Source organism: Bacillus sp. FSL R5-0416, assembly GCF_037975425.1.
Lineage (GTDB): Bacteria > Bacillota > Bacilli > Bacillales > Bacillaceae > Bacillus > Bacillus subtilis.
Window position 1 is genome coordinate 2798789 of record NZ_CP150252.1, and the last position, 24621, is coordinate 2823409.

Below are 24621 nucleotides of genomic sequence, written 5' to 3' on the forward strand. Positions count from 1 at the left end.
AACGGATGGAGGAAGACCGGATGATTTATTTAGATTATGCAGCGACAACGCCTATTTGTGAGGAAGCCCTTACTGTATATCAGAAGCTTAGTATGGATATGTACGGAAATGCCAGCAGCCTGCATGATGCAGGAGGAAAAGCAAAGCACATACTGGAGTACTGCCGTGAAAAAATCGCCAACATCATTGGCGGAGAAGCAAGCGGCATCTATTTTACAAGCGGCGGCACTGAATCCAATTTTCTGGCCATTCAATCATTGCTAAACGGCCTGCCAAAAACGAAAAGACATTTTATTACGACTGCCATGGAGCATCAGTCCATTCATAATTGCGCTGCTTTTTTGGAACAGCAGGGATATGATGTAACAGTCATTGAACCGAATGAATACGGGCTTATTACCGAGGAAATATTACTAGCCCATATCCGGCCGGAAACAGGCCTTATATCTATTCAGCATGCAAATTCTGAAACCGGGATCATTCAGCCCATTCAACGCCTGTCTTCATACCTGCACAATAAGGGGATTCTTCTTCATTGCGACGCTGTTCAAACGTTTGGAAAGATCCCGATCAATACAAAAAATCTGGGAGTAGATGCACTCTCAATGTCCAGCCATAAAATCCACGGTCCAAAAGGAGTAGGGGCGGTCTATATCCGTCCGGATGTCCCTTGGAAACCCGTTTATCCTCTGACTACTCACGAATACGGATTCAGAGCCGGCACCGTAAATGTTCCCGGGATCGGTGCCTTCACTGCCGCTGCAGAATTGATCGTAAGCGAAATGGAAAAACAGATATCCCGCAATGAGGCATTAAGAACATACTTTCTAGACCAAATCCGTATTCGGTCTCTCCCTATAACCCTTGCGGCAGAGACTTCGCAAGCAGAATGTCTTCCGCATATTATAGGGTGTTTTTTTCACTCATTTGAAGGACAATATGTTATGTTAGAATGTAATCGGAGTAATATTTGCATTTCAACCGGCAGCGCTTGTTCTGCAGGTTACCACGGTCCGTCTGAAACAATGAAAGCATTAAGAAAAACCGAACAAGAAGCTCTGCAATTTATCCGCATCTCTTTTGGCAGGCATACAACAGCTGAACAGCTGGAACAGTTATTACATACGCTTACAGTGCTTTGGGAACAAAAGAAAGGAGAATTTGATATTGACCGAAGAATTAAAGCTAATGGGCGCCAACAGGCGTGACCAGCTTCTTCTGTGGCTGAAGGAATCTAAATCACCGCTGACAGGAGGAGAACTCGCAAAAAAAGCGAACGTTTCAAGACAGGTTATTGTACAGGATATATCGCTCTTGAAAGCGAAAAATGTACCGATTATCGCCACAAGCCAAGGATATGTATACATGGATGCAGCCGCTCAGCAGCACCAGCAGGCAGAAAGAATCATAGCATGTCTGCACGGTCCTGAACGGACAGAAGAGGAACTGCAGCTCATCGTCGACGAAGGCGTTACAGTAAAAGACGTAAAAATCGAGCATCCCGTGTATGGAGATTTAACTGCAGCCATCCAAGTAGGCACCCGGAAGGAAGTTAGCCATTTCATTAAAAAAATCAATTCTACGAATGCTGCCTACTTATCACAGCTGACCGACGGCGTGCACCTGCATACACTGACAGCACCTGATGAACATCGCATCGATCAAGCTTGCCAAGCCCTCGAAGAAGCCGGCATTTTAATTAAAGACTAAAAAAAGCCCTCTAGAGGGCTTTTTTATAATTGGTAAGACTGGTATGCACCCAGGAGCTTCACTTTGCAGCCGAGCGCTTCAAGCTCCTGCATGGCCCCTGGAATCAATACATCATCAAACGCTTTTTCAATATCAATAATAAAGAAATAATGGCCTAATCCGGTTTTAGTCGGACGTGACTCAATTTTTGACAAGTTTAAATTTCTCCAAGAAAATGCAGACAGCACTCTATGCAGCGCCCCGGACTGATCATCCTGCGGCAGCATGACCATTAAGGTCGTTTTGGGCCTAGAACTCAATTTTGAATTCACTTCAAAAGATATGTTTTCATCAGGAGACAGGATAACAAATCTTGTATGATTGTCCCTATAATCCTGTATATCCCGTTTCACGATTTTTAATTCGTATGTAGAAGCTGCCATATCATTGGCAATGACCCCGATATTCAGCTCGGGATGGTCACTGACAAACTTTGCTGCCGCCCCGGTAGAATTGGCGTATTCATATGGAACGGAAGGAAAATGTCGATGAAGAAATTTATGGCATTGCGCAATCGCGTGTGAATGCGAGTAAATTTTGTCGAGCTCTTTCCATGCATTCTCTCTAGAGGGATGGACGAGCAAGTGCTGATGAATCGGCAACGTCATTTCACCCACGATTGGCAAAGGCTGTTCATGTATTAAATAGTCTATTGTTAGATTAACAGATCCTTCTAATGCATTTTCCAAAGGAACAAAAGCAAAATCAACTTCGCCTGCAACGGCTGCATCTATACACTCCGGAATGGTGCGGTAAGCAACATGTTCGGCGCCGTTTTGAAAACAAGAACTGACTGCTAGATGTGTAAATGTAGCTGCTGGACCTAAATAACCGACTTTCATGACGATTTTCTCTCCCTTATGCACCTGAACCTAATATTTCAACCTTTTCTACAAAATCAAACTTCCTGAGCTTATTCATTAATGTATGAATGTCTTCTTCCATTGCCGACGTACTGATAGACAGTGTCACATTTGCTCTGCCTTGAAGCGGAATGGTCTGATGAATGGAAAGAACGTTGCTTCCAGAATCAGCTACCGCCTGAAGAAGCTGAGATAACGCACCTGACCTATCCTCTAAATGAAAGAAAAGTGTGATAATTTGTTCTTTTACCATGGTGTAGAATGGAAAAACAGCATCCCTGTATTTATAAAACGCACTTCTGCTTAAATCGACCTTTTGAACGGCATCTGCTACTGAATCTGCTTTTTTTCGATCAAGCAGCTTTTTGACTTCTAATGTTTTTCTCATTGCATCGGGCAATACATCTTCACGGACAAGATAAAATGTCTCCTCTTTCATTTGCATCCCCCCTTTAAAATAGAGAGCCTGACACCAGGCTCTCTTTTCAGCCAACATTCATTAATCAATAAATTCAAATTCAAATTCCAGAAGCCTGATTATATCTCCATCCTTGGCTCCGCGTTCTCTGAGTGCTTCATCAACACCCATTCCGCGCATCTGTCTTGCAAACCGTTTAACCGATTCATCACGTGAGAAATCAGTCATCTTGAATAACCGCTCAAGGCTGTCTCCTGAAAGCACAAATACACCGTCTGGATCGCGTGTAATGTTAAATGGCACTTCTTCATTTTCCATCGTGTACATGACACGGTTTTGTGTAAGCTCTTCCTCGTCATACAGCGGGAATTCCGGTGTGTTCTCAAGCTGATTGGCAACCTCAAACAGAAGCTCACGCAGACCTTCTCTTGTCACCGCACTGATCGGGAATACCGGATAATCATCCGTCAGCTTTTCTTTAAAGGCTTCGAGATTTTCCGCAGCCTCCGGCATGTCCATTTTATTTGCAACGATAATTTGCGGACGCTCGGTGAGACGCAGATTGTACTCGCTCAGCTCCTGGTTAATCGTAAGATAATCCTCATACGGATCGCGGCCTTCTAAGCCTGACATGTCAATGACGTGAACAATAACCCTCGTCCGTTCAATATGGCGCAAAAACTGGTGGCCCAGTCCGACGCCTTGGTGTGCGCCTTCAATCAGCCCCGGCAAATCGGCCATGACAAAGCTGCGTCCGTCATCCGTTTCAACCATGCCGAGATTCGGGACAAGCGTTGTAAAGTGATAGTCCGCAATTTTCGGTTTTGCAGATGAGACAACAGACAGCAAAGTAGATTTTCCCACACTCGGGAACCCGACAAGTCCGACATCTGCAAGCACTTTTAATTCAAGAACAATGTAGCGTTCTTTTCCCGGCTCGCCGTTTTCTGAAAGCTGAGGCGCGGGATTAGCCGGTGTAGCAAAGCGGCTATTCCCTCTTCCGCCTCTTCCGCCTCTTGCAATGACAGCCCGCTGTCCGTGCTCTGTTAAATCAGCGATGACCTGTTTTGTATCATCGTCTGTCACAACGGTGCCCGGCGGAACTTTAATGACCATATCATCAGCATTTCGCCCGTGCTGGTTTTTGGACATGCCATGCTCGCCGCGAATCGCTTTAAAGTGTTTTTTGTATCTAAAATCCATCAGGGTGCGGAGACCTTCATCTACTTCAAAAACGACGTCTCCTCCCTTTCCTCCGTCACCGCCGGCAGGGCCGCCTTTCGGCACATATTTTTCACGGCGAAACGCAACCATACCGTTGCCGCCGTCGCCGCCTTTTACATATACTTTGACCTGATCTACAAACATAATGTCCTCCGTTCTAAACCGTTAAAAACTCCGCTAGTCCAACCCAATTTCAATCAGACATTCGTGACTCGTGATTTCAAAACGCATGATATCAACGTCCTCATATCCATTCTGCCGAATATCATCAAAAGCAGATGGATCGGCAAAGGCGCCGTGAAAATCAAGGTACAGAATCAGCTGTCTGTCAGGATGATCCGTTTGAAGCGAAACCGTTAAATGATTTTCACTCTCTCTGCTGACTGCTTGATCAAACAGATGAAACAGCTTTCTCATCAGTTTCGCCAGCTTTTGATCATAAGCCGACAAATCCTTAATTTCTCCGAGAACTTCATATTCAAGCGTCATATAATGGGTTTTCCAATTAAACGTAAGAAAATCAAACGCCAAATGCGGTGTTTTCAGGTTTGAGAGCTTTGATTCGTGCTTTGCGTCTATAACCATTTCTTCAATCATTTCAAAGACACGGTCATACTTCTGTAAGCTTAAGTTTCCTTTAATCAGCTGCAGCTTATTCATCCAATCATGCCGGGAATGGCCAAGCAGATGAATCAGTTCGTTTGTTAATGCCGTGTCGCTTATATTTTCTTCTTGATTTTTTGAAACATCCTTCATTTTCGCACTCCCAATCATTTAATTTCTTATTTAGGAGTCTGTATAAGTGTGTATTATGAATTATAACAGAGAAGGCTTTGTTAGAAAAACAATTGTTTTTCCCAGAAATATCATGTTCCTTTTTTCTGGCTTTGGTTGATTTGCAGCCAGGCAGAACATTTTATGTATTACTGCTTGGGGAACATATCCAGTGGGTTTGAGATGTTTATTCTCATTCTTGGCGGGGTCTGCTCGCACATACTCTGCATTTCATTCTAGGTGTTTACTCCGCATATTGCAAAAAAAACTCCAGTCATCATCGACCGGAGTTTTTTGAATCATTATTGAGCTACAGGATATACGCTCACTTTTTTGCGGTCACGGCCGAAACGTTCGAATTTAACAGTTCCGTCGATTTTCGCAAATAGAGTGTCATCTCCGCCGCGGCCCACGTTTTCACCTGGGTAAATTTTTGTTCCGCGTTGACGGTAAAGGATAGAACCGCCTGTTACGAATTGACCGTCAGCACGTTTAGCACCTAAACGTTTAGCCTCAGAGTCACGTCCGTTCTTTGTAGAACCTACTCCTTTTTTAGAAGCGAAAAACTGAAGATCTAATCTAAGCATGTAGCTCACCTCCTATATTATGTTTGTGGTCACACGCAAGTTGTCTTTGTAATCCCGTTCGATTGTCTCCAGCGAAACAATCATGCCTTCAATCAGCAGCTGAGCTTTTTGGCGTGCCTCTGGATCAAGAGATTCAGGGAATTCAAAATAAAAATAACCCCCGTCCTCCCCTATATCAAGAAGCGGCTCGAAGCCCGCGAGCACAATGACCGCGTTAACGGCTCCAAACACAACGGCTGTCACTCCGGCACAAACAAGATCTTGTCCATGTTCAGCAAAATTCGCATGGCCCGTCATTTCAAAAGACAATATGCCTTTATCATGAGACCTTCTGATTGTTGCCTGAATCATGCTTACGCGTTGATTTTTTCGATCGTCACTTTAGTGTAAGGCTGACGATGACCTTGTTTTTTATGAACGTTTTTCTTTGGTTTGTATCTGAAAACAGTGATTTTTTTCGCGCGGCCTTGTTTTTCAACTTTAGCCGTTACTGTTGCGCCTTCAACTGTAGGGTTGCCGACTTTCACGTTGTCTCCGCCAACAAACAAAACGTCTTCAAAAGTAACTGTTTCACCTGCTTCAGCAGCAAGTTTTTCGATGTAAACAGTTTGGCCTTCTTCAACTTTGATTTGTTTACCGCCTGTTTTAATGATTGCGTACATTCTCTGCACCTCCTATTAGACTAAGACTCGCCAGATACCAGGGGGCTGTAAAAGCTCTTAACACCTGTACTGAGCGGTTGTAGCAATGGTGCTACATCCATAACATTAAAAAATATACCAAAATACAAGGCGTTTGTCAATCAGTTTTAGTTAGTAGGGCAGAAGCAGTTCCTCCATGGAAGAATTCGTCCGCTTATCGGCAAAGTAAGCGTGCAGCACTTCATTCTCGTCAAGCTGGCTGAGCTTTTGGCCTGATTTTTCTATAATAATCGGATGCTTACAGCCACGTTTGAACTCGGCCATCACATGATAGACTTTATCCTCCGCCTTTACTGTCAGCGGCAGAAGTTTCTCAAGCTCCCTGTTTTTTCCGTAATACCTTTCGAGGAGAAATCTCACATGGATATAGTGCCTTTGCCGATATTCCTCAAACAAGGAAACAGCCAGAAAGACAAACAAAACCCATGCGCTGATCTGCAGAGGAATCACGAATAAAACCCAGCACCCGAGCAACAGGCAGAAGCAGAGCGACGTTTTTAGATTAAGCCGGTGAGCCTTTTGAAAAGGCAGCTGTTTGGAAAACAACAAAAATAACAGTTTTCCTCCATCCAGCGGCCAGATCGGCAGTAAATTGACAAATAAGATAGAAAGATTATAAAAGGTGAAGAGTTCAAAGGTATGCTGATGAATCACTGAGACTTCTGCAAGCATCCAGGCGGCAAACTGAAGCCAGATGTGCTGAAGAGGGCCGGCAATAATGACCGCAAACTCTTCCTTTAACGGCCGATTCCCGTGCTCTTCCACTTCGACCGTTCCCCCAAACGGCAGCAAAAAAACACGCTTGATTCTCCAAGAAAAAAATACGGCCAGAGCAGCATGCCCCAGCTCATGAATCAATACAATCAGGAGCAGACATAATAATGCTTTCATATGGCCTGTGAGCAAGCCCAGCGCCGCGATAATCCAAAGAAAAGGATGCACATGGATCTTTAAGATAAGGTCGAGCCATTTATTCAAATGTAATCACCTGAATCGGATCAATAAATTTATCGCCGTCTTTCATGGCAAAATAATAGACCCCTTTATTATGATCATCAAGCTTAATCGAACCGAGCTTTTTGCCTTTATCCACAAAATCATATAAAGCAACATCCACATCTTTGAGCTCGCCATAGATACTATAGGTGTTGTCAGCATGCTGCACCTTAACCGTCAGTCCCGTCTGGCTGTCTTTGCTGACTTCAACCACATAGCCTTCTTTTACACTATCAATCTTATCGCTGCTTGTTTCGACTTTAATTCCTTCCCCATTGTCCTGAAAATCCTGCTGTACTTTCCCGGATGCAGGCGCGATCAGATCTTTGCCTACTTCAATTTGCTGTTCCTTATTATTGTGTTCAGGAGCCAGGAAAGCAAGCGGATTTCCGAATTTGGTTTCGAACCAATGGCTTGCTGAGGCAAATTGAAATTCAGTTTCAAAGGTTTTGGCTACCGCGGGTTTAATCTGACTGACGGGTCCAATGTTTGTTTTATAGGCTATAGCTGAAACGAGAACAAGGCAGGCCGACAGAAGACATTTCAGGATAATTGAATCTGTTTTCACCAATGGGTGTTTTCCGTTGAATGCTGGCATGTTATCTTCGTAGACCGGAAGTGTTCCAAGCTTTTCCTGATCCGTTACCATCACCCAGGACGGGGGTTTCTGCTTTTCAGAAACTGTCTGAGTAGAGAAACGTTTTGAGCCGGAAAGCTGCTTTCTTCTTTTCTCTAATTGTTTTCTGATTTCATCTGCTCTGTGACTCATTGCCATCATCCTTTGCATTCGTTGGGTTTGTACATCATATGTCTTGTCCATGGCAAATATTCGGTTTAGCCAAGAACAAAGCAGGCAAAAACAAAAAAACCTGACACAGCATATGCTTTGTCAGATTCTTCTCTTTGATTCTATCACATTAAGATCTTACTCCGAAAAATGACTTAATCTTAGCCATCATTCCTTTGTTTTGCTCTTCAAGCACCTGTAAAGGAACAGATTCACCTAAGATGCGGCGGGCAATATTGCGATATGCAATAGAAGCGCGATTTTTCGGGTCCATCGCAATCGGTTCACCATGGTTGGAAGCTTTGATGACTTCATCATCATCAGCCACGATTCCTAGCAAATCGATCGACAGATGCTGTACGATTTCGTCGATATCCATCGTGTCACCGTTTTTCATCAGGTGATTTCTGATTCTGTTAACAACGAGCCGCGGCGGTTCAATATTTTCCTCTTGCTCCAGCAGTCCTATAATACGGTCAGCATCACGAACAGCTGAGATTTCAGGCGTAGTGACCACAATCGCTTTATCAGCTCCGGAAACGGCATTTTTGTACCCTTGCTCGATTCCGGCAGGACAGTCTATGATGACATAGTCAAATTCCTGTTTGAGCTCTTGGACCATGTTTTTAATTTGTTCAGGAGCAACAGCTGTCTTATCGCTCGTTTGAGCAGCGGGCATTAAATAGAGCAGATCATCGAAACGTTTGTCTTTTACGAGCGCCTGATGCATTTTGCATCTGCCCTCTACAACGTCTACCAGATCGTAAATAATTCTATTTTCAAGACCCATTACAACATCAAGGTTGCGCAGTCCTATATCAGTATCTACTAAGCATACGCGCTTCCCTAAAATGGCTAAGGCGGTACCGAGGTTCGCAGATGTTGTTGTCTTACCTACTCCGCCTTTTCCCGAAGTTATTACGATAGCCTCACCCAATTCACATTCCTCCCTCAAGCCTTGTTAGATCAGGTCTTAAATGAGCCAAATGTTGAAGGCGTTCAATGACCATATTTCCGTCTGTATCTAAATAAGCACATTCCATTTCGTTCCCTTTTTGAATGTGGTCTGGGGAGCGATTTAACACATGATTGATTCTTAATTGTGTCGGAAGCATTTCAGAGGCGGCGATGACCGCTTGATTATTTCCATTAAATCCAGCATGCGCGATTCCCTTCAGTGAGCCCAGAACAAAAATGTTCCCTCCGGCCCTGACTGTTCCGCCGGGATTCACGTCACCGATCAGGAGCAAGTCGCCTTTTACCTGCAGCACTTGGCCTGAACGGACAATTTTTGAAACAGAAATAATTTCGGCTTCCTCTCTTATCTGCTGTGCTTCTTTTTTAGTAATGACTTCACTGTCAATAGAATGAACAAACAAATCTTTCTTTGACGCAATCAATTCGGTTAGCTGTTCCTCTTGCTCCTTATATAAAAAGCGATTTCCCAGCTTAACATGAACGCTGATTTTCTGGCCTTTTCCATCGGTATATTGTTCAATTGACAGCATATTCTGAAGACCATCGAGAAGCTCATCAAAAGAACACGCATCATCCAGATGCAATGTTAGTCCATTCTTTGTTCCTTTTATTGTTACATATTGCTGCTTTTTGGTCTTCACAATATTCACCTCAACAACATACTCATTTCGTCAAAAAAAGATAAAATCCTTTTTACTCATCTCTCAATTCTTTCTTTAGACTCATAAAAAACAATCTAAATGGCAGAACAAGAATAAGAGCTGCTGCAATATTTAATAAAATTGTCGGTATAAATCGGTCAAGCACAAATCCGTTAAACGTCATAATGTCTTTATGAATCAAAGACTGAATGCCGAATACGTAAAATTCGAGCAGACAGACAGCCAGAACTGCTATCAATATCACTACAAATGCGTTTGTATGCAACACTTTAAACGCTTTTGAAGCCAAATAGCATAGCCCTGCAAAACCAAACATGTAAACGCCTAATAGACTTGTATAGTTCATGTCATATAGAAAACCAAAAATAAATCCGTAAATCATCGCGTGTTTTTGGTTGATAAAAGCCGACATGAATATCAATACAAGCATCAAAAAACGCGGGGCGAGCACTTGGTCATCTGTAACGAAAGGAAAATGCACCAAATCTGTAAAAATGCTTTCCGCAGAAAAAACAAGCATCATAACGAAAGGGAGAAGGAAACGTTTCACGATCCTTCCTCCTCTGTATCGACAGTCGGCACGTCACGGTTTACAACGATCACATTATTTAAATCTGTAAGGTCAGCCGCAGGTTTTACATAAGCAACCTTCGTCAGTCCATAGGAATCTGACTCGATATCAGTCACTTCACCGATTGTCAGCCCTTCTGGGAAAACACCGCCTGTCCCTGATGTTTCAATAAGATCGCCTTTTTTCACGTCTTGTTTATCCTTACGCTCAATAATTGTCATCTTAAGACGTTTTTTCTCTTTGTCATATCCTTCGATCAAGCCGTAGCCTTTGCTGCCTTTTTTTCCGGAAATTTTTGTCGCGACTCTGTTATTGCGGTCAGTATCGCTTAAAAGCTGAACAGTAGACGTAAAATTGTTAAGTCCGGAGCTTTTGATCTTGCCGATTAATGCGCCTTTTTCGTTTGTAACGGCCATATCTTTCGCTACGTTTTGCTGAGTCCCCTTGTTAATGGTGACCTGTTTCGCCCAATTATCAGGGCTTCTGGCGATGACCGTTGCTAAAATCGGCTTGTAATCTTTAATCGATTTGACATGGCCAAGCTCGTCACGCAAGGATTTGTTTTCTTCTTCAAGCTCTTGAAGCTTGGCTTCATATTGTGTCTGTCCGTCAAGTTTTTCTCTTAGACGCTCGTTTTCTTTGTATGTGTTTTTTAAATCATTGATGTTCTCAAATATTCCTGCAAAAAATTCGGCAGGCGTATGAAAAATATTTTGAAATACTCCCGTCGTATCGCCGATCACTTTCTCAGGCCAGGTGGTATTGCGGCCGCCCTTCAGCGAAAATCCAATCATAGCCACCAATATGATAATACACAGAAGTAATAGCATTAACCGCTTATTCGGCATCGTGTTACACCTCTTCTATTGAACTCCCGATTATCTAGTTTTCCCTTTGAAAAGATGGATGTGCTCCAGTGCTTTCCCTGTTCCGATCGCTACACAATCAAGCGGATCTTCGGCGATAAGGACCGGCATTTTTGTTTCTTCGCTGATGACTTTGTCCAAATTGCGCAAAAGCGCTCCGCCGCCGGTTAACACTATACCTCTGTCCATGATATCTGCTGCAAGCTCAGGCGGTGTTTTTTCGAGTGTGCTCTTCACTGCTTCGACAATTGTAGATACAGTGTCGCGTAGAGCATTAGAAATCTCTTTTCCTGTAATTTCAATTGTTTTCGGCAGACCTGTCAGCAAATCGCGTCCGCGGATTTCCATGTTGTCGGATTCTTCAGGAGCTTCTGCAGATCCGATTTCCATTTTAATCGCTTCAGCGGTACGGTCACCGATCATCAGGTTGTACGTTTTTCTGATGTAGTTGATAATTGCGTCGTCCATCTCATCACCGGCTACACGGATTGACTGAGACGTTACGATGCCTCCGAGGGAAATAATCGCAACTTCTGTCGTACCGCCCCCGATATCAACAACCATGCTTCCAGTCGGCTCCCAAACTGGCAGATTGGCTCCGATTGCTGCGGCAAAAGGCTCTTCAATCGGATACGCGTCACGTGCTCCAGCCTGTCTTGTCGCATCGATAACAGCGCGTTCTTCAACAGCTGTAATGCCTGATGGGACACATACCATTACATATGGTTTTCTGGCAAACATGCCTTTATTTTTTATGGCCTGATTGATGTAATATTTCATCATCGTCGCCGTTGTTTCATAATCAGCGATAACGCCGTCTTTCATCGGGCGAAGAGCCACCACGTTGCCCGGTGTCCGTCCAATCATATTTTTCGCATCATTTCCGACAGCGACAATCGATTTCGTATCCGTCTGCAAAGCGACAACTGACGGCTCTCTCACAACAATTCCTTTTCCTTTTACAAAAACAAGCGTATTCGCAGTTCCAAGATCTATACCAAGGTCTCTAGCACCAATTCCAAACATATGTATGTATCTTCCTTTCTTAAAGCAAAAATACCCTAAAGGGAAAAACTCATAAACTCTATTATAGCTTAATTCGACGAAAAAAAAAGTGTTACAAATATCCTTTTTCCTTTAAACTCACAAATTTTTTATCCCCGATCACCAAATGGTCAAGCAGCTCGATGCCAATCAGGTTTCCGCATTCAAACAGCCGTCTTGTCACTTCAATATCTTCCCTGCTCGGCGTCGGATCTCCAGAAGGATGATTATGAACACAGATAAAGGAAGCGGCAGATCGTTTAAACGCTTCTTTAAACACCTCTCGCGGGTGGACAATAGATGAATTCAGGCTTCCGATAAATACGGTGCGTTTATGGATGACTTGATTTTTTGTATTTAAGTATAAACAGACAAAATGCTCCTGGGTTAAAAAGCGCATATCCTCCATGACAAGATTAGCGCCGTCTTCCGGGGAGCGAATAACGAAATGTTCTTCGTTGGCTAATTTATGAATCCGGCTTCCAAGCTCAACTGCAGCCAGTATTTGAATCGCTTTTACCATACCGATTCCCGGGATGCTTGACAGCTCTTCAACCGATGCTTCCTTGAGCAGACGCAGCCCGTCAAATGAGCGCAGCAGCCGGTTTGACAGGTCCAAAACAGATTCGTGTTTAGTCCCTGTCCGCAATAATATAGCCAAAAGTTCATGATTCGCTAAGTTCTCGGCTCCGACTTTCAGGAGCCGTTCTCTTGGCTTTTCTTTCATTGGGAAATCTTTGAGTTTTAATGGCAGATCTTGTATGACCAAGCACTCCTTTTCTTTCCCTTCCCGTTTATAGAACCGTCATGCCCTTATATCAAAATGGCGAAGAGCTCTCATTGTTTTTGATATAGGAAGACCCATGACTGAATAATAATCTCCGTCTATTTTCTTTACAAAAAGCGCGCCTCTTCCTTGGATGCCGTATGCACCTGCTTTATCCATCGGCTCTTTTGTTTCAATATACGTCCAAATCTCTTCTTCACTGAGGGACCAAAACGCAACTTCTGTCTTATCATAAAAAGTCTCGCTGTGATTTTCAGCTTGAATGCTGACCGCGGTTATTACTGAGTGACTTCGGCCTGAAAGCCTCCTCAGCATAGAAGCAGCTTCTTCTTGATCCTGCGGTTTGCCAAGGCATTCGCCGTCAAGGCATACCATTGTATCAGCACCGATAACGATTGCATGCGGGTGGAGATCAGCTACAGCCTTAGCTTTTTGTTTTGCCAACCATTGGACGTTTTCTTCTGGTGAAAAGTTTCGATTTAATTTTTCTTCTACTTCACTGACAATAATGGAGTAGGGCAGCTGGAGAAGATCGAGGAGTTCTTTCCTGCGCGGAGATTGTGATGCAAGTATTAGCGGTTTTGTCATGTTCGTCATCCTTTCAGGGTTTGCTTAAGAAAAAAAGATACTCGTTTATCCTACCAAATCACGAGGCTTGTCACAATTTCAGAAAAATAACTTTTTCATGACAAAATAAAAAAAGCCTGTCACTAAAGGACGAAGGCTCAGGGCACTATCTCTTATTTTACGACGGCTAACAGCTCCTGCTGAGCCTTCCACCCGGCTTCAGCACTTGGATCCTCTAATTCCTTTAAAGCCTGCAAAATCGCTTTTTTCTCTCCTGTTTCTGACGCTTTTGTTTCACCAAGCGACTTTTCTATTTTCTCTACACTCGCTTTTGTAATGTCTTCGCCGAGAATCGCCTTTGCTGCAAGCTCCGCTGTTTCCTTAAAAGTATCTGTCATATCTGACTCTATTGATAAGGAAAGCTCCTTGCCTCCCCAGGCTTCAAAATCACTGTCGATTAAAACCTGTCCTAACTGCTGTGAGACATCCTTATCAGTGGCTAAGCCCGCGATGACATACGTATACCCATCATCCTTTGACAGTGACACGGCGGAATATCCTTTTTCGGTCAATTGTTCTGTTAACGTTTCGGCGCCCTTTTCATTTGAAAATTTTCCGGCTTGCACAGCGTATGTTTTGTATGTACCTTCAGTTTGTGCCGCTTGTTTTTCTGCGCCTGAAGTTTGTTTTTCAGTTGAAGTATCCCCTGCTTTTGCCGTTTGGCTGCCTAAAGAATCCTCTAAAGAGGCCGGTGCTGACGCTTCTTTATTCCCCGATATGTTTAACGCGAATAACCCTAATCCAGTGCCAATGACAGCCGCGAAGGCAATCGTCGCGGCCACTCTTTTTACCGGTTTGGCAGCCCCGGTCTTTCCTTTTGCATAAAGCTTTGTTTTTTTCTTTTGAAAAGGAGGAACAACTTTAGGGTCCTCTTTAAACACCTTGTCCTCCTCGGAATCCCAATTGAATTCATCTTCATCAGGGTGTTCCTGGGATGCCGCAACCTCTTGTTCTGCCTGTCTTTTTTCCTCCCAATTTGAAAATGTCATGCTTTTATTCGCCTCTGTCTCAGGCGTCTCTTGTTCGTAAACCGTCTCTTCTTTTCCATTAATCGTCACCTTGAGGGCTTTTTCTGCGGCTTTACTGTTTTTTTTATTCTTTCTTTTTTTCAATTCCGCTTCCTCCCTTCATTTGCTTGACCGTTCTTGTCGGCTTTTCATGCTACACACTTTAGCACAGGCAAAGAAAAAAAGAACAAGACTTTTGTCGCCTTGTCCAAAAAACGTTCGTCAAATTTTTCAGCAGTCAGCCCAATGCCATTTTGATATAAAAAGAAATGATAGAGTCACCGTATAAATAGGCTAAAATGCTCCCTGCGGCTATAGCGGGGGCGAAGGGAAGCGGCTGCCTTTTAGCGAGTCTACCAGTCAGAACAGCTGCCGCTCCATATAATGCACCTATCAAAACAGAAAAGAAAAAGGCAGCTGCCAGCATCTTCACACCAAGCACAAAGCCAATCACCGCAAATAATTTAATATCTCCTCCCCCTACTCCCCCATGGGTGATTGCGGCAATTACAGCCAGAAACAGAAATCCGGCTGCCGCACCTAACAGGCCTGCATACCAGGAATCAAGCGGAGAAATCAATCTCGCGGCCGCCAAAAAGGGAAGAAAGAAAATCAATATTCGATTTGGAATCAGCATAAAATGAATATCTGTCACTGCAACAATAATGAGAAGAGAGATAAACACCACAGCGGGAAACAGTTCCAGCGATGTGCCAAAGCGTATTCCTGCGGCAGCAAATAAACACGCTGTCACAAGCTCTGCTGTGGGATACATAAAAGAAATCTTATGCCCGCAGCTTTTACATTTACCTTTTTGAAATAGGAATGACAGGATGGGAATTAATTCTGCAGGAGTTAATGTCCGCCGGCAAAACGGGCATGATGAACGGGGCGCAATAATAGATAGATGTAAGGGGATACGGCACCCGGCCGTATAGTAAAAAGAACCAAGGATCAGCCCAAAGATAATAAGAATGGATAGCATAGACAACACACCTTTACTCATTGAGTACTGGTATGGATTGTAGCAAAATGGACATCCTGAGCTCCAATTAGGAATATTCAATTTTACACATAAAAAAAACGGCAGAATCTTTTTTTTGATTCTGCCGGAGCCGGATGCTTTTATTTCAACCTTTTTCGAATGTCAGAAATAAAGTAAAGAGATCCGGTAATCAGCACAATTTCATTTGAGCCCTTTTTACTTTCTATGAATTTGATTACATCGTCTGGATCTTCACTCCAGCTTTTATTGCTGATTTCACTTGCATCATAGAGATCTTTTGCAAGGGAAGCACGCGGGAAATCAAAAGAAGCAAAATGAATCGCATGAGCAATGGTTTCCAGTCTTTTAATCATGTTCTGATACGGTTTGTCCTTTAACGCGCTAAACACCACAGAAATGCGTGAATTGGCGAAACGCTGCTTCATCGTTTCCGCCAGCTTTTCGACACCTTCTTCGTTATGCGCACCGTCTAAATATACCGGAGGATGTTCCTGAACAAGCTCTAACCGTCCCGGCCAAGCAGCCTTCACAAGCCCGCTCCTTAACGCTTCGTCACTGATATGGGCGATATTCTCCTTATTGAGCCACTCCGCAGCCAAAATGGACAAAGCAGCATTTTGTCTTTGATGGGTGCCAATCAGAGATGTCCGAATATCTTCATAGCATTTCTCTTCCGTTTTGAATGAAAACTGTTCTCCTGCAGGCAGAGCCTCTTCATTGAAAATAACACATGCATCATGCAATGACTGGAACGGCGCAGCATGCCGTTCGGCTTCATGGCGGATGACCTGTAAAGCTTCCGGCTGGGTAACTGCTGTAACGATTGGAATACCTTCTTTAATAATGCCGGCCTTTTCTCCTGCAATTTCTTCAATGGTGTTTCCCAAAATGTTCATATGATCGTGTCCGATGCTTGTAATCACAGTTAAGAGCGGTTCAACCACATTAGTAGAATCGAATCTACCGCCCAGACCTGTTTCAAAAATAACAAAATCGACCTTATGAAACTCTGCAAAATATAAAAATGCACAAGCTGTCATAATTTCAAATTCTGTCGGCTGTCCGTATTCCGTTTGATCAAGGGCTTCAACGTGCGGTTTCATTTGATTGACGAGTGCTGTCCATTCCTCATCTGAAATCGGTATCCCGTTTACGCTGATCCGTTCATTAAACGTAATAATATAAGGCGATGTAAATGTTCCAACCGTATATCCGGCTTCCTGCAGCATAGAACGGATAAAAGCGACAGTTGATCCTTTACCGTTTGTTCCTGCGACGTGGAACGCTCGGATTTTTTTTTCAGGATGTCCTAACCGCGCCATCAGCTGTTTCATTCGACCAAGTCCGGGCTTCACCCCGAATTTCAGCCTCCCGTGAATCCAGCTGCGCGCATCTTGATATGCAGTAAACAATGATAATCCCCTCTTTTATAAGACAAGGCGGTTTCTCTAGAAACCGCCCCGGCTTTTCATTAACCCTTCAGCTCAGCCATTCGTTTTTGAACAGCGTCACGCTTCGCCACATAATCTTTTTCTTTTTCACGTTCTTCATCAATTACGTGTGCAGGCGCTTTTTTCATAAATCCTTCATTTCCAAGTTTCTTTTGGACACGCTCAACTTCTTTTGTCAGTTTATCAAATTCTTTTTGCAGACGGGCAATTTCTTCATCAATATTGATTAAGCCTTCAAGCGGAAGAATAACCTCTGCTCCTGAGACAACGGCCGTCATCGCCTTATCAACAGCCTCAATATCGGTGCCGATTTTAAGCACGCTCGGATTCGTAAAGCGTTCAACATATGAACGGTTCGCTTCGAGGCGGGCTGCTATTTCGTCTGTGCTTGTTTTAATGTACAGTTCAACCTGCTTGCTCATTGGCGTATTGACTTCACTGCGGATATTGCGCACAGAACGGATCAGCTCAACAAGAAGCTTCATGTCAGCTGCCGCTTCAGTATCGGTATGCTCCGGCACTACTACAGGCCATTGACTTACTGTAATCGATTCCCCTTGGTGAGGAAGGTGCTGCCAAATTTCCTCCGTTAAGAATGGCATAAACGGATGGAGCAGACGCATCGTTTGATCAAGTACGTAAGCAAGGATGGAACGGGTAGTTTTCTTAGCCGCTTCGTCTTCTCCATAAAGCGGAAGCTTCGCCATTTCAATATACCAATCACAGAAATCATCCCAAATAAAGTTATATAAATGGCGTCCTACTTCACCAAATTCATATCGATCAGCAAGCTGGGTCACGTGCTCGATCGTTTCATTTAATCGCGTTAAAATCCACTTGTCAGCGACTGACTTTTCGCCTGACAGATCAAGTTCATCGTACGTCATGCCATCCATATTCATTAATGCAAAACGAGAGGCGTTCCAAATTTTATTGGCAAAATTCCAGGTCGATTCCACTTTTTCATAGCTGAAGCGCAGATCCTGGCCAGGAGAGCTTCCAGTCGCAAGGAAATAACGCAGAGAATCGGCTCCGTACTTGTCAATCACATCCATCGGGTCGACACCGTTGCCAAGAGATTTACTCATTTTCCGGCCTTGCTCGTCACGGATTAAGCCGTGGATTAAAACATCTTTGAACGGGCGCTCGCCTGTAAATTCAATGCCTTGGAAAATCATGCGTGATACCCAGAAGAAAATGATATCGTACCCTGTCACGAGAACATCTGTCGGATAGTAGCGTTTAAAGTCTTCAGCCGTTACATCAGGCCAGCCCATTGTGGAGAAAGGCCATAGCGCAGAACTGAACCATGTATCCAGTACGTCTGTATCCTGTTCCCAATTTTCGCTGTCTTCCGGCGCTTCAAGCCCGACATATAGCTCGCCTGTTTCTTTATGATACCAGGCAGGAATACGATGGCCCCACCACAATTGACGGGAGATACACCAGTCGCGGATGTTTTCCATCCAGTGTAAATACGTTTTTTCGAAACGGTCAGGCACAAAGTTGACCTTTTCTTCTTTCTTTTGCAGCTCAATCGCTACATCAGCAAGCGGCTGCATGCGCACAAACCATTGTGTAGAAAGATAAGGCTCCACAACAGCCCCGCTTCGTTCACTATGGCCGACAGAGTGCATATGATCCTCGATCTTGAAGAGAACTCCCGCCTCCTGTAAATCTTTCACGAGCTTTTTGCGGCATTCAAAACGATCCATACCTTGATATTGCAGAGCATTTTCATTCATCGTGCCATCTTCATTCATGACAAGAATGCGTTCTAAATTGTGGCGGTTGCCAAGCTCGAAGTCGTTCGGATCATGAGCAGGCGTAATTTTCACGGCACCTGAACCAAAATCCATATCAACATAGTCATCACCGACAATCGGAATTTCACGATTTACAATCGGCAGGATCACCGTTTTTCCGATAAGGTGTTTATAGCGCTCGTCTTCAGGGTGAACGGCAACAGCTGTATCACCGAGCATTGTTTCAGGACGTGTCGTCGCAATTTCAATTGAGCCTGAACCGTCAGCAAGCGGATAGCTCATATGATAGAACGCGCCTTGAACATCCTTGTAAATCACCTCAATGTCGGATAGGGCTGTTTTTGTCGCTGGGTCCCAGTTAATAATATATTCGCCTCTGTAGATCAGGCCTTTTTCATAAAGCTTAACGAATACTTCTCTTACCGCTTTGCTCAAGCCTTCATCCAGCGTAAAACGTTCACGGGAATAATCTAGGCCAAGACCTAATTTCGCCCACTGGCTGCGAATAAAGTCAGCATATTCTTCCTTCCACTTCCACGTTTCTTCGAGGAATTTTTCACGGCCTAAATCGTAGCGGGATTTGCCTTCTTCACGAAGTTTCGCCTCCACTTTAGCCTGTGTCGCGATGCCGGCGTGGTCCATGCCAGGAAGCCACAGCACATCATAGCCCTGCATGCGTTTCATTCTTGTTACAATGTCTTGCAGCGTTGTGTCCCATGCGTGGCCAAGGTGAAGTCTTCCTGTTACGTTTGGCGGCGGGATGACAACAGAGTATGGCTCTTTTGTCTGGTCACTGCCCGCTTCAAAAAATTTGCCTTTTAGCCAAAAATCATATCGGTCTTTTTCAACCGCTGCCGAATCATATTTCGTCGGCATTGTTTGTTCATTCGTTTCCATCATAACCCTCCAGCATGTTTAAAAATGGCTGAGAACGAAAAAAGAGCTCTTCATCCCTGTAAAAGGACGAAAAGCTCTTTCGCGGTACCACCTTTTTTCATGAACTCTATCAGTTCATGCACTTATAACGGATAACGGGTGTTTCCCGAATTTCTCTACTCTTCTTTCAAGAAATTATGCTCCCGGGCGACCTTCCAATCAGACAACATAAGAAGCCTTTCAGCAAACGGCTTCTCTCTCTGCATGCGCCTTTTTTGTACTCTTCCCGTTCTAAGCAGGTGTATTTATCAGCTCATTGTATACATTATTTATGTTCTTTATTATAGTAAAAGTGTTTTTGATTCGTCAATCATCTTTTCCAAAAACACCGCTTTCTATACAGATGGGCAGGCACCTATTGCCCAAGTTTACATATGATGCTTGTAAATGCGTAGAGGAGGATGCACCGTGAAGAAACGTTTCAGCTCTTATTCGCTGCCGCCATGGGTAAGGCAAATTCGGCTTGTATCCGCACAAGTGATTATTCCCATTACGATTTTTCAAGGAATCAGAACCATTTTCTTTCCGACAACCTTTGATGTTTTGCTGCTCGCAATCCTAATCTTTTTAGCTTGCGCCCTTCATTTAGAATGGATATAAACAAACAAGTCCGCGCCATTAAGACGTGGACTCGTTTTCAGCCTGAAATTTTTTCTCTTGTTCAATCTGATGGATTTTCATCACAAACGGCTCTATATTTTTCATTTGCCAATAAGCCTTTAATAATTGTGTACATTCCTCTTTTTCATGCTGTCTTTTCCCAGTTTGATAACCGTTCAGCACCTTGTACATGGCTGCCGGATATGCCATATAGCTGAGAAAAAGGCTGACTTCCGCTTCACGCAAAGGGAATGATTTCGTATATCCATAAAACCATTCGACGCATTCCGGACAAGCTTTCGGAAAGCCTCTGAACATTTTTGTATAAAAGCCGAGCAGGTCGTTTTGCGGCGGACCGACAGATGCTCTTTCGAAGTTTGTAAAATATCCGGTCCCGGCATCATTATACAGAAAATGGTGTATAGACAGGCTGCCGTGGTTCATTACAACCCTTGAAACGTCCTTTTCCTTTGCAGACTCATACCAGTCCTCCAACCGTTCCAGCGCAAAATTCACCGCGGAAATGGTTTCTGAAAAATAGGTTATGGCCTGGAGTTCAAAAGGAGAAAGGTACCACTCCTTCTCCGCTCTATCCACAAACTGCTCATAGAAAATTTTATCTTGTTCCCACTTTTTTTTCGTTTGCCCGTAATAACGTTCAATCTCATCACGTCTAACCTTTAGTTCCTGCGCGGTTCTCTCGTGAAGACGGGCTGTTTCTCTAAATAAATAAGCATGTTTCTGATCCCGTTCTTCCTCTTGGTCAAATTGGAGCCAAGGCATTAAATAGTAGGTATCTCCGTATTGTATGCCTGCTGAGAAAAACTCACCGCTATTTGTTCTGTAAACGGGAACGAATGAACGAAAGCCTTTTTCCTCAATCGCCACCATATGATCTGTAAAATGCTTGCCGCGCCCCTCTTTCAATTTTTTCAGGGCAAATATGCCGTAGTCTGTATACACTTTCCAAACAAGAGGACTGACAGGCTCAATAAATTGAGCAGTCAGTCCGTATTCCTGAAGAACCGATTGGGTATCTTCCATTTCATTCACCACATTTTCCGATCACTTACGGTTTACGCATGGCTATTTTTATATTGAGGAATATAGAGAATCTGTCCTGCTTTTAATTCATCATCCAAGGCTAAAGAATTCATCCTGATCAGCTGCTGGGATGTAATTTCATACCGTTCGCATAAACGCTCGATCGTATCTTCCTGCTGCACAATACAAATTTTCATTCTCGAAAACTCATCCGCTTCTTTTGTAAAGAGTTTTGTTAAATAAAGAGAATTATCACTTTCCTTTGTTTGAGGTTCCTTCGTTTCAGCAGCAGGAGCAACCCTAGGAACAGCATCCGTTTCCTTCCTTTCAGTCTCAGAAGATTCAGGCAGCTGGAAGGATTGAAAAGGTGTTTCTTCCTTAGGCTCTTCAGCTGATGGTGTTTTTCTCACTTCAATTTCGAAGCTCTCTTCCTCTTGTTCTTCCTCCTCCAGCAGCTTAGGCGCTGAATAAAAAGAATCCTCCTCTTCTTGTTCAGGCAGGAAGGTACGGTATGCCAGTTCAGGCAATTCTTCTTGAGATGCCTCCTCCGAGCTTGTTTTTTGATTGAAATGGAAATGTAAATCGGCTTTGTCATTCTCCACATATACAGCTGAAGCTGTTTCTCTGCTATCTTCTATGGAGAGAGCGGCCTCTGATACACTCTCCAAAGCTTCATCCGCTTCCGCCTCTTCTTGGCAAAGCGTAGGATCAGCCTGATCTGATTGAGCTGCTTCTTCATTTTGAGCCTCTTGGCGCAGCGCATATTCATGATTAGGAGACGCTGTTGTTTCCTCTTTTTCCTCTGCAATCACAGTCTCTGAATGAAGTTCAGCTTCCAAAGCAGGCGATTCTTCTGCTCCAGCGTGTTCACGAAGCTCAGTCTCCGCTGGAGAGTCTGCTTCTTCACGAACATCCGCTATTGCAGCTGCCGGCTCAGCCGTTTCTTTTTTTGCTTTAACGATCTCTTGAATCTCTATTTCTGAAGGATCAGGTTCTGGCTCAGATTCTGCTGTTTCCGATTCAGCACGAACCTCCGTTTCCGGCACAGCAAGCTTTTCTGACTCGTCTTCCTCTTTCACATCTTCTCTGGCCTCTGGTTCTGAAGCAACCGATTCAGGCGGCTCAGATTCTGTCTCCAGTTCTTCACGGAGGCCCGCTTTCGAGATAAAAAGTTCTGGCGGTTCGGCTGGCGGTTCATGCTGAAGAACTGCTTCCTCTGCCGATGATGCACCCGGTTCTTCTACTACACTATGTGCCGGCGGCTCTGAAAGCTCTTCCTCCCTGAATGCCGCAGGAGCTTCATATAAAGGTATCTCCGGCTCTTTGTCTTGCGTATCGTCCAAAAGCCCTTCGATCGCTAAATCAGCTTGAATTGTTAAAATGCGCGAATCCGTCAATTGATAGTCAAATGCGTCAATAAAGACGAAGACATCCTGTAAATGGCTCACTTTATTTTTCGGAATGGTAATATCCACAGGAAAACAGTGAGTCAGTTCCGCACTTCCATCCTCTCTCTTTCTGACTTGTTCAACAAACCGCTTATCTGTATAAATCTCTTCGGTATGTTTGTTTTGATCTATGTTGTACTCACCTGTAAGTTCAAGCGATCCTATGATTGATACATAATCATTTACTTCCTGAACCCTAATATCAGGATCTAATGAAATAGAAAGCAGTTCAGAAACTTCCTGTCCTTTTTGGAAACAGATCGATTCTTCTACAGAAAATTGCAATCGATGATTTTGCGGCAAGTTCATATCCTCCTTTCATCTAATCCTTAAAATTAGATGTCACTAAAGGTGTATGTATGAACTGGAGAAAATATGAGTGGGAGAGCACGAAAAAACCGGCACAAGGAGTCCTTGATACCGGTTTTCACTCTTATCTGCGGCTGATCTCAGCAAATACTTTCTCAGCTGCCTGGATTGTGTTTTCAATATCTTCATCAGTATGGGCCGTTGAGAGGAAAAGACCTTCGAATTGTGATGGCGGAAGGAATACCCCTTCATTTGCCATCCCTTTATAATAGCTTGCGAACAGCTTCAAATCAGATGATTTCGCTGTTTCATAATTGATGACTGGTTCGTTTGTAAAGAAGAAACCGATCATCGAACCTGCACGGTTAAAGGTATGCGGAATGCCATGAGCCTCGGCAGCTTTTGAAATTCCTTCTTCCAGTCTGTCGCCTTTTTTGATGAAATTCTTGTAGGAATCAGGTGTCAGCTGTTTCAATGTCTCTAAGCCAGCCGTCATCGCAAGCGGATTGCCTGACAATGTACCAGCTTGATAGATCGGGCCGCTTGGAGCGATCTGCTCCATGATTTCTGCCTTTCCGCCATAAGCGCCGACAGGAAGTCCGCCCCCGATTACTTTTCCTAAACAAGTCAGATCAGGCGTTACGCCGAAGTAGCCTTGAGCGCAGTTATAATCGACCCGGAAGCCAGTCATCACTTCATCAAAAATCAGCAGGGAGCCGTACTGCTCAGTGATATCACGCAGACCCTGCAGGAAACCTTCTTGCGGCGGAACAACACCCATATTTCCGGCAACTGGCTCTACAATGACTCCCGCAATGTCTTCACCGAATTGCTGGAAAGCAAGCTTTACACTTTCTAAATCATTGTACGGAACGGTGATGGTGTTTTTCGCAATGCCTTCAGGCACCCCCGGGCTGTCAGGCAGTCCGAGAGTGGCAACACCTGAACCAGCTTTAATCAAGAGAGAATCGCCGTGTCCGTGGTAGCAGCCCTCAAATTTTAAAATCTTGTTGCGGCCCGTATAGCCCCTTGCCAAACGGAGGGCACTCATTGTAGCCTCTGTTCCGGAGCTTACCATTCGTACAATTTCTACAGATGGCACACGATCAATGACGAGCTTAGCCAGTTCATTTTCTACTTCAGTCGGAGCACCGAAGCTTGTCCCATATTCAGCCACTTTTTTGAGGCTTTCTACGACGCGGTCATTTGTATGCCCTAAAATTAAAGGCCCCCATGACAAGACGTAGTCAATATATTCATTCCCGTCAATATCAAAGATTTTCGAGCCTTTTCCGCGCTCCATAAATATCGGGTCCATGTCTACCGATTTAAATGCGCGAACGGGACTGTTCACACCGCCCGGCATGAGTTTTTGCGCTTCTTTAAAAGCCGTTTTTGATTTTTCATAGCTTCTCATCTG

The 24621-nt window shown here is 44.0% G+C and carries 27 protein-coding genes and 2 other annotated features; of the genes, 4 read left to right on the forward strand and 23 right to left on the reverse strand.

What is annotated here, in order from left to right; genetic code table 11:
- Nucleotides 1-20 precede the first annotated feature (20 nt).
- Both nifS and NYE20_RS14955 read left to right on the forward strand, forming a co-directional pair.
- Nucleotides 21-1208 (forward strand): cysteine desulfurase NifS, encoded by a 1188-nt coding sequence (nifS, locus tag NYE20_RS14950; RefSeq protein WP_161621711.1) that lies wholly within the window; start codon nucleotides 21-23, stop codon nucleotides 1206-1208.
- Nucleotides 1168-1710 carry a transcription repressor NadR gene (locus NYE20_RS14955; protein WP_004398582.1) on the forward strand — a complete coding sequence of 181 codons (543 nt, stop codon included), beginning with the start codon at nucleotides 1168-1170 and terminating at the stop codon, nucleotides 1708-1710. Before nifS ends, NYE20_RS14955 begins: the two co-directional genes overlap by 41 nt.
- Nucleotides 1711-1733: 23 nt before the next feature.
- Here NYE20_RS14955 and pheA read toward each other — a convergent pair whose 3' ends face one another.
- The 4 genes from pheA to spo0B are packed head-to-tail and all read right to left on the reverse strand — an operon-like array spanning nucleotide 1734 to nucleotide 5010.
- Nucleotides 1734-2591 (reverse strand): prephenate dehydratase, encoded by an 858-nt coding sequence (pheA, locus tag NYE20_RS14960; RefSeq protein WP_014477545.1) that lies wholly within the window; start codon nucleotides 2589-2591, stop codon nucleotides 1734-1736.
- Nucleotides 2592-2607: 16 nt separating this feature from the next.
- Nucleotides 2608-3051, reverse strand: a complete 444-nt coding sequence (gene thrR, locus NYE20_RS14965; protein WP_003222630.1) for a transcriptional regulator ThrR — start codon at nucleotides 3049-3051, stop codon at nucleotides 2608-2610.
- Nucleotides 3052-3111: 60 nt separating this feature from the next.
- On the reverse strand, nucleotides 3112-4398 hold the full coding sequence (gene obgE / locus NYE20_RS14970) for a GTPase ObgE (RefSeq protein ID WP_003229675.1): 1287 nt from the start codon (nucleotides 4396-4398) through the stop codon (nucleotides 3112-3114).
- Between the two features lie 33 nt (nucleotides 4399-4431).
- Nucleotides 4432-5010, reverse strand: coding sequence for a sporulation initiation phosphotransferase Sop0B (gene spo0B, locus NYE20_RS14975; protein WP_004399131.1), 579 nt, complete (start codon nucleotides 5008-5010; stop codon nucleotides 4432-4434).
- Nucleotides 5011-5087: 77 nt separating this feature from the next.
- Between spo0B and NYE20_RS14980 the strand changes: the two genes are divergently transcribed.
- Nucleotides 5088-5210, forward strand: coding sequence for a hypothetical protein (locus NYE20_RS14980; RefSeq protein WP_003229671.1), 123 nt, complete (start codon nucleotides 5088-5090; stop codon nucleotides 5208-5210).
- A 120-nt stretch (nucleotides 5211-5330) separates the two neighbouring features.
- Here the strand turns inward: NYE20_RS14980 and rpmA are convergent, their stop codons facing one another.
- From rpmA to valS, 16 genes are all read right to left on the reverse strand, one after another.
- Nucleotides 5331-5615, reverse strand: coding sequence for a 50S ribosomal protein L27 (rpmA, locus tag NYE20_RS14985; protein WP_003222623.1), 285 nt, complete (start codon nucleotides 5613-5615; stop codon nucleotides 5331-5333).
- A 12-nt stretch (nucleotides 5616-5627) separates the two neighbouring features.
- Nucleotides 5628-5966 (reverse strand): ribosomal-processing cysteine protease Prp, encoded by a 339-nt coding sequence (locus NYE20_RS14990; RefSeq protein ID WP_003229669.1) that lies wholly within the window; start codon nucleotides 5964-5966, stop codon nucleotides 5628-5630.
- 2 nt (nucleotides 5967-5968) lie between these two features.
- Complete coding sequence (rplU, locus tag NYE20_RS14995) at nucleotides 5969-6277, reverse strand: 50S ribosomal protein L21 (protein WP_003229668.1); 309 nt, start codon at nucleotides 6275-6277, stop codon at nucleotides 5969-5971.
- A 13-nt stretch (nucleotides 6278-6290) separates the two neighbouring features.
- Nucleotides 6291-6366 (reverse strand) — a sequence feature (ribosomal protein L21 leader region).
- 61 nt (nucleotides 6367-6427) lie between these two features.
- Complete coding sequence (gene spoIVFB / locus NYE20_RS15000) at nucleotides 6428-7294, reverse strand: stage IV sporulation intramembrane metalloprotease SpoIVFB (RefSeq protein ID WP_004398649.1); 867 nt, start codon at nucleotides 7292-7294, stop codon at nucleotides 6428-6430.
- Entirely contained in the window at nucleotides 7287-8081 is a 795-nt protein-coding gene (spoIVFA, locus tag NYE20_RS15005; protein WP_161621712.1) for a stage IV sporulation protein SpoIVFA, read from the reverse strand. Before spoIVFA ends, spoIVFB begins: the two co-directional genes overlap by 8 nt.
- Nucleotides 8082-8229: 148 nt before the next feature.
- Nucleotides 8230-9036 (reverse strand): septum site-determining protein MinD, encoded by an 807-nt coding sequence (gene minD / locus NYE20_RS15010; protein ID WP_004398624.1) that lies wholly within the window; start codon nucleotides 9034-9036, stop codon nucleotides 8230-8232.
- A gap of 1 nt (nucleotide 9037) precedes the next feature.
- Nucleotides 9038-9718 (reverse strand): septum site-determining protein MinC, encoded by a 681-nt coding sequence (minC, locus tag NYE20_RS15015; protein ID WP_004398901.1) that lies wholly within the window; start codon nucleotides 9716-9718, stop codon nucleotides 9038-9040.
- A gap of 52 nt (nucleotides 9719-9770) precedes the next feature.
- Nucleotides 9771-10289 carry a rod shape-determining protein MreD gene (gene mreD, locus NYE20_RS15020; protein WP_004398811.1) on the reverse strand — a complete coding sequence of 173 codons (519 nt, stop codon included), beginning with the start codon at nucleotides 10287-10289 and terminating at the stop codon, nucleotides 9771-9773.
- Entirely contained in the window at nucleotides 10286-11158 is an 873-nt protein-coding gene (gene mreC / locus NYE20_RS15025; RefSeq protein ID WP_003222609.1) for a rod shape-determining protein MreC, read from the reverse strand. Before mreC ends, mreD begins: the two co-directional genes overlap by 4 nt.
- 30 nt (nucleotides 11159-11188) lie before the next feature.
- Complete coding sequence (mreB, locus tag NYE20_RS15030) at nucleotides 11189-12202, reverse strand: cell shape-determining protein MreB (protein ID WP_003229650.1); 1014 nt, start codon at nucleotides 12200-12202, stop codon at nucleotides 11189-11191.
- Nucleotides 12203-12293: 91 nt separating this feature from the next.
- A complete protein-coding gene (gene radC, locus NYE20_RS15035) occupies nucleotides 12294-12989 on the reverse strand; it encodes a DNA repair protein RadC (RefSeq protein WP_021480240.1) in 696 nt (231 codons plus the stop codon).
- A gap of 36 nt (nucleotides 12990-13025) precedes the next feature.
- Nucleotides 13026-13595 carry a Maf family nucleotide pyrophosphatase gene (locus tag NYE20_RS15040; RefSeq protein ID WP_004398496.1) on the reverse strand — a complete coding sequence of 190 codons (570 nt, stop codon included), beginning with the start codon at nucleotides 13593-13595 and terminating at the stop codon, nucleotides 13026-13028.
- Nucleotides 13596-13747: 152 nt separating this feature from the next.
- On the reverse strand, nucleotides 13748-14746 hold the full coding sequence (spoIIB, locus tag NYE20_RS15045) for a stage II sporulation protein SpoIIB (protein ID WP_021480241.1): 999 nt from the start codon (nucleotides 14744-14746) through the stop codon (nucleotides 13748-13750).
- A gap of 133 nt (nucleotides 14747-14879) precedes the next feature.
- The gene (locus tag NYE20_RS15050) at nucleotides 14880-15626 is read right to left on the reverse strand and encodes an A24 family peptidase (protein WP_021480242.1); all 747 of its coding nucleotides are present in this window, start codon (nucleotides 15624-15626) and stop codon (nucleotides 14880-14882) included.
- Nucleotides 15627-15766: 140 nt separating this feature from the next.
- Nucleotides 15767-17059, reverse strand: coding sequence for a folylpolyglutamate synthase/dihydrofolate synthase family protein (locus NYE20_RS15055; RefSeq protein WP_003229640.1), 1293 nt, complete (start codon nucleotides 17057-17059; stop codon nucleotides 15767-15769).
- Between the two features lie 59 nt (nucleotides 17060-17118).
- Nucleotides 17119-19761 carry a valine--tRNA ligase gene (valS, locus tag NYE20_RS15060; RefSeq protein WP_161621714.1) on the reverse strand — a complete coding sequence of 881 codons (2643 nt, stop codon included), beginning with the start codon at nucleotides 19759-19761 and terminating at the stop codon, nucleotides 17119-17121.
- Nucleotides 19762-19820: 59 nt separating this feature from the next.
- Nucleotides 19821-20043 (reverse strand) — a binding site (T-box leader).
- Between the two features lie 165 nt (nucleotides 20044-20208).
- Here valS and NYE20_RS15065 point away from each other — a divergent pair.
- Entirely contained in the window at nucleotides 20209-20400 is a 192-nt protein-coding gene (locus tag NYE20_RS15065) for a hypothetical protein (RefSeq protein WP_003222590.1), read from the forward strand.
- 18 nt (nucleotides 20401-20418) lie between these two features.
- Here the strand turns inward: NYE20_RS15065 and cotN are convergent, their stop codons facing one another.
- The 3 genes from cotN to hemL form a co-directional block, all read right to left on the reverse strand.
- A complete protein-coding gene (cotN, locus tag NYE20_RS15070) occupies nucleotides 20419-21444 on the reverse strand; it encodes a spore coat protein CotN (RefSeq protein WP_014480462.1) in 1026 nt (341 codons plus the stop codon).
- Between the two features lie 32 nt (nucleotides 21445-21476).
- A complete protein-coding gene (spoVID, locus tag NYE20_RS15075; protein WP_161621715.1) occupies nucleotides 21477-23195 on the reverse strand; it encodes a spore coat morphogenetic protein SpoVID in 1719 nt (572 codons plus the stop codon).
- Nucleotides 23196-23325: 130 nt separating this feature from the next.
- Nucleotides 23326-24618 (reverse strand): glutamate-1-semialdehyde 2,1-aminomutase, encoded by a 1293-nt coding sequence (gene hemL / locus NYE20_RS15080; RefSeq protein WP_015384279.1) that lies wholly within the window; start codon nucleotides 24616-24618, stop codon nucleotides 23326-23328.
- Nucleotides 24619-24621 lie beyond the last annotated feature (3 nt).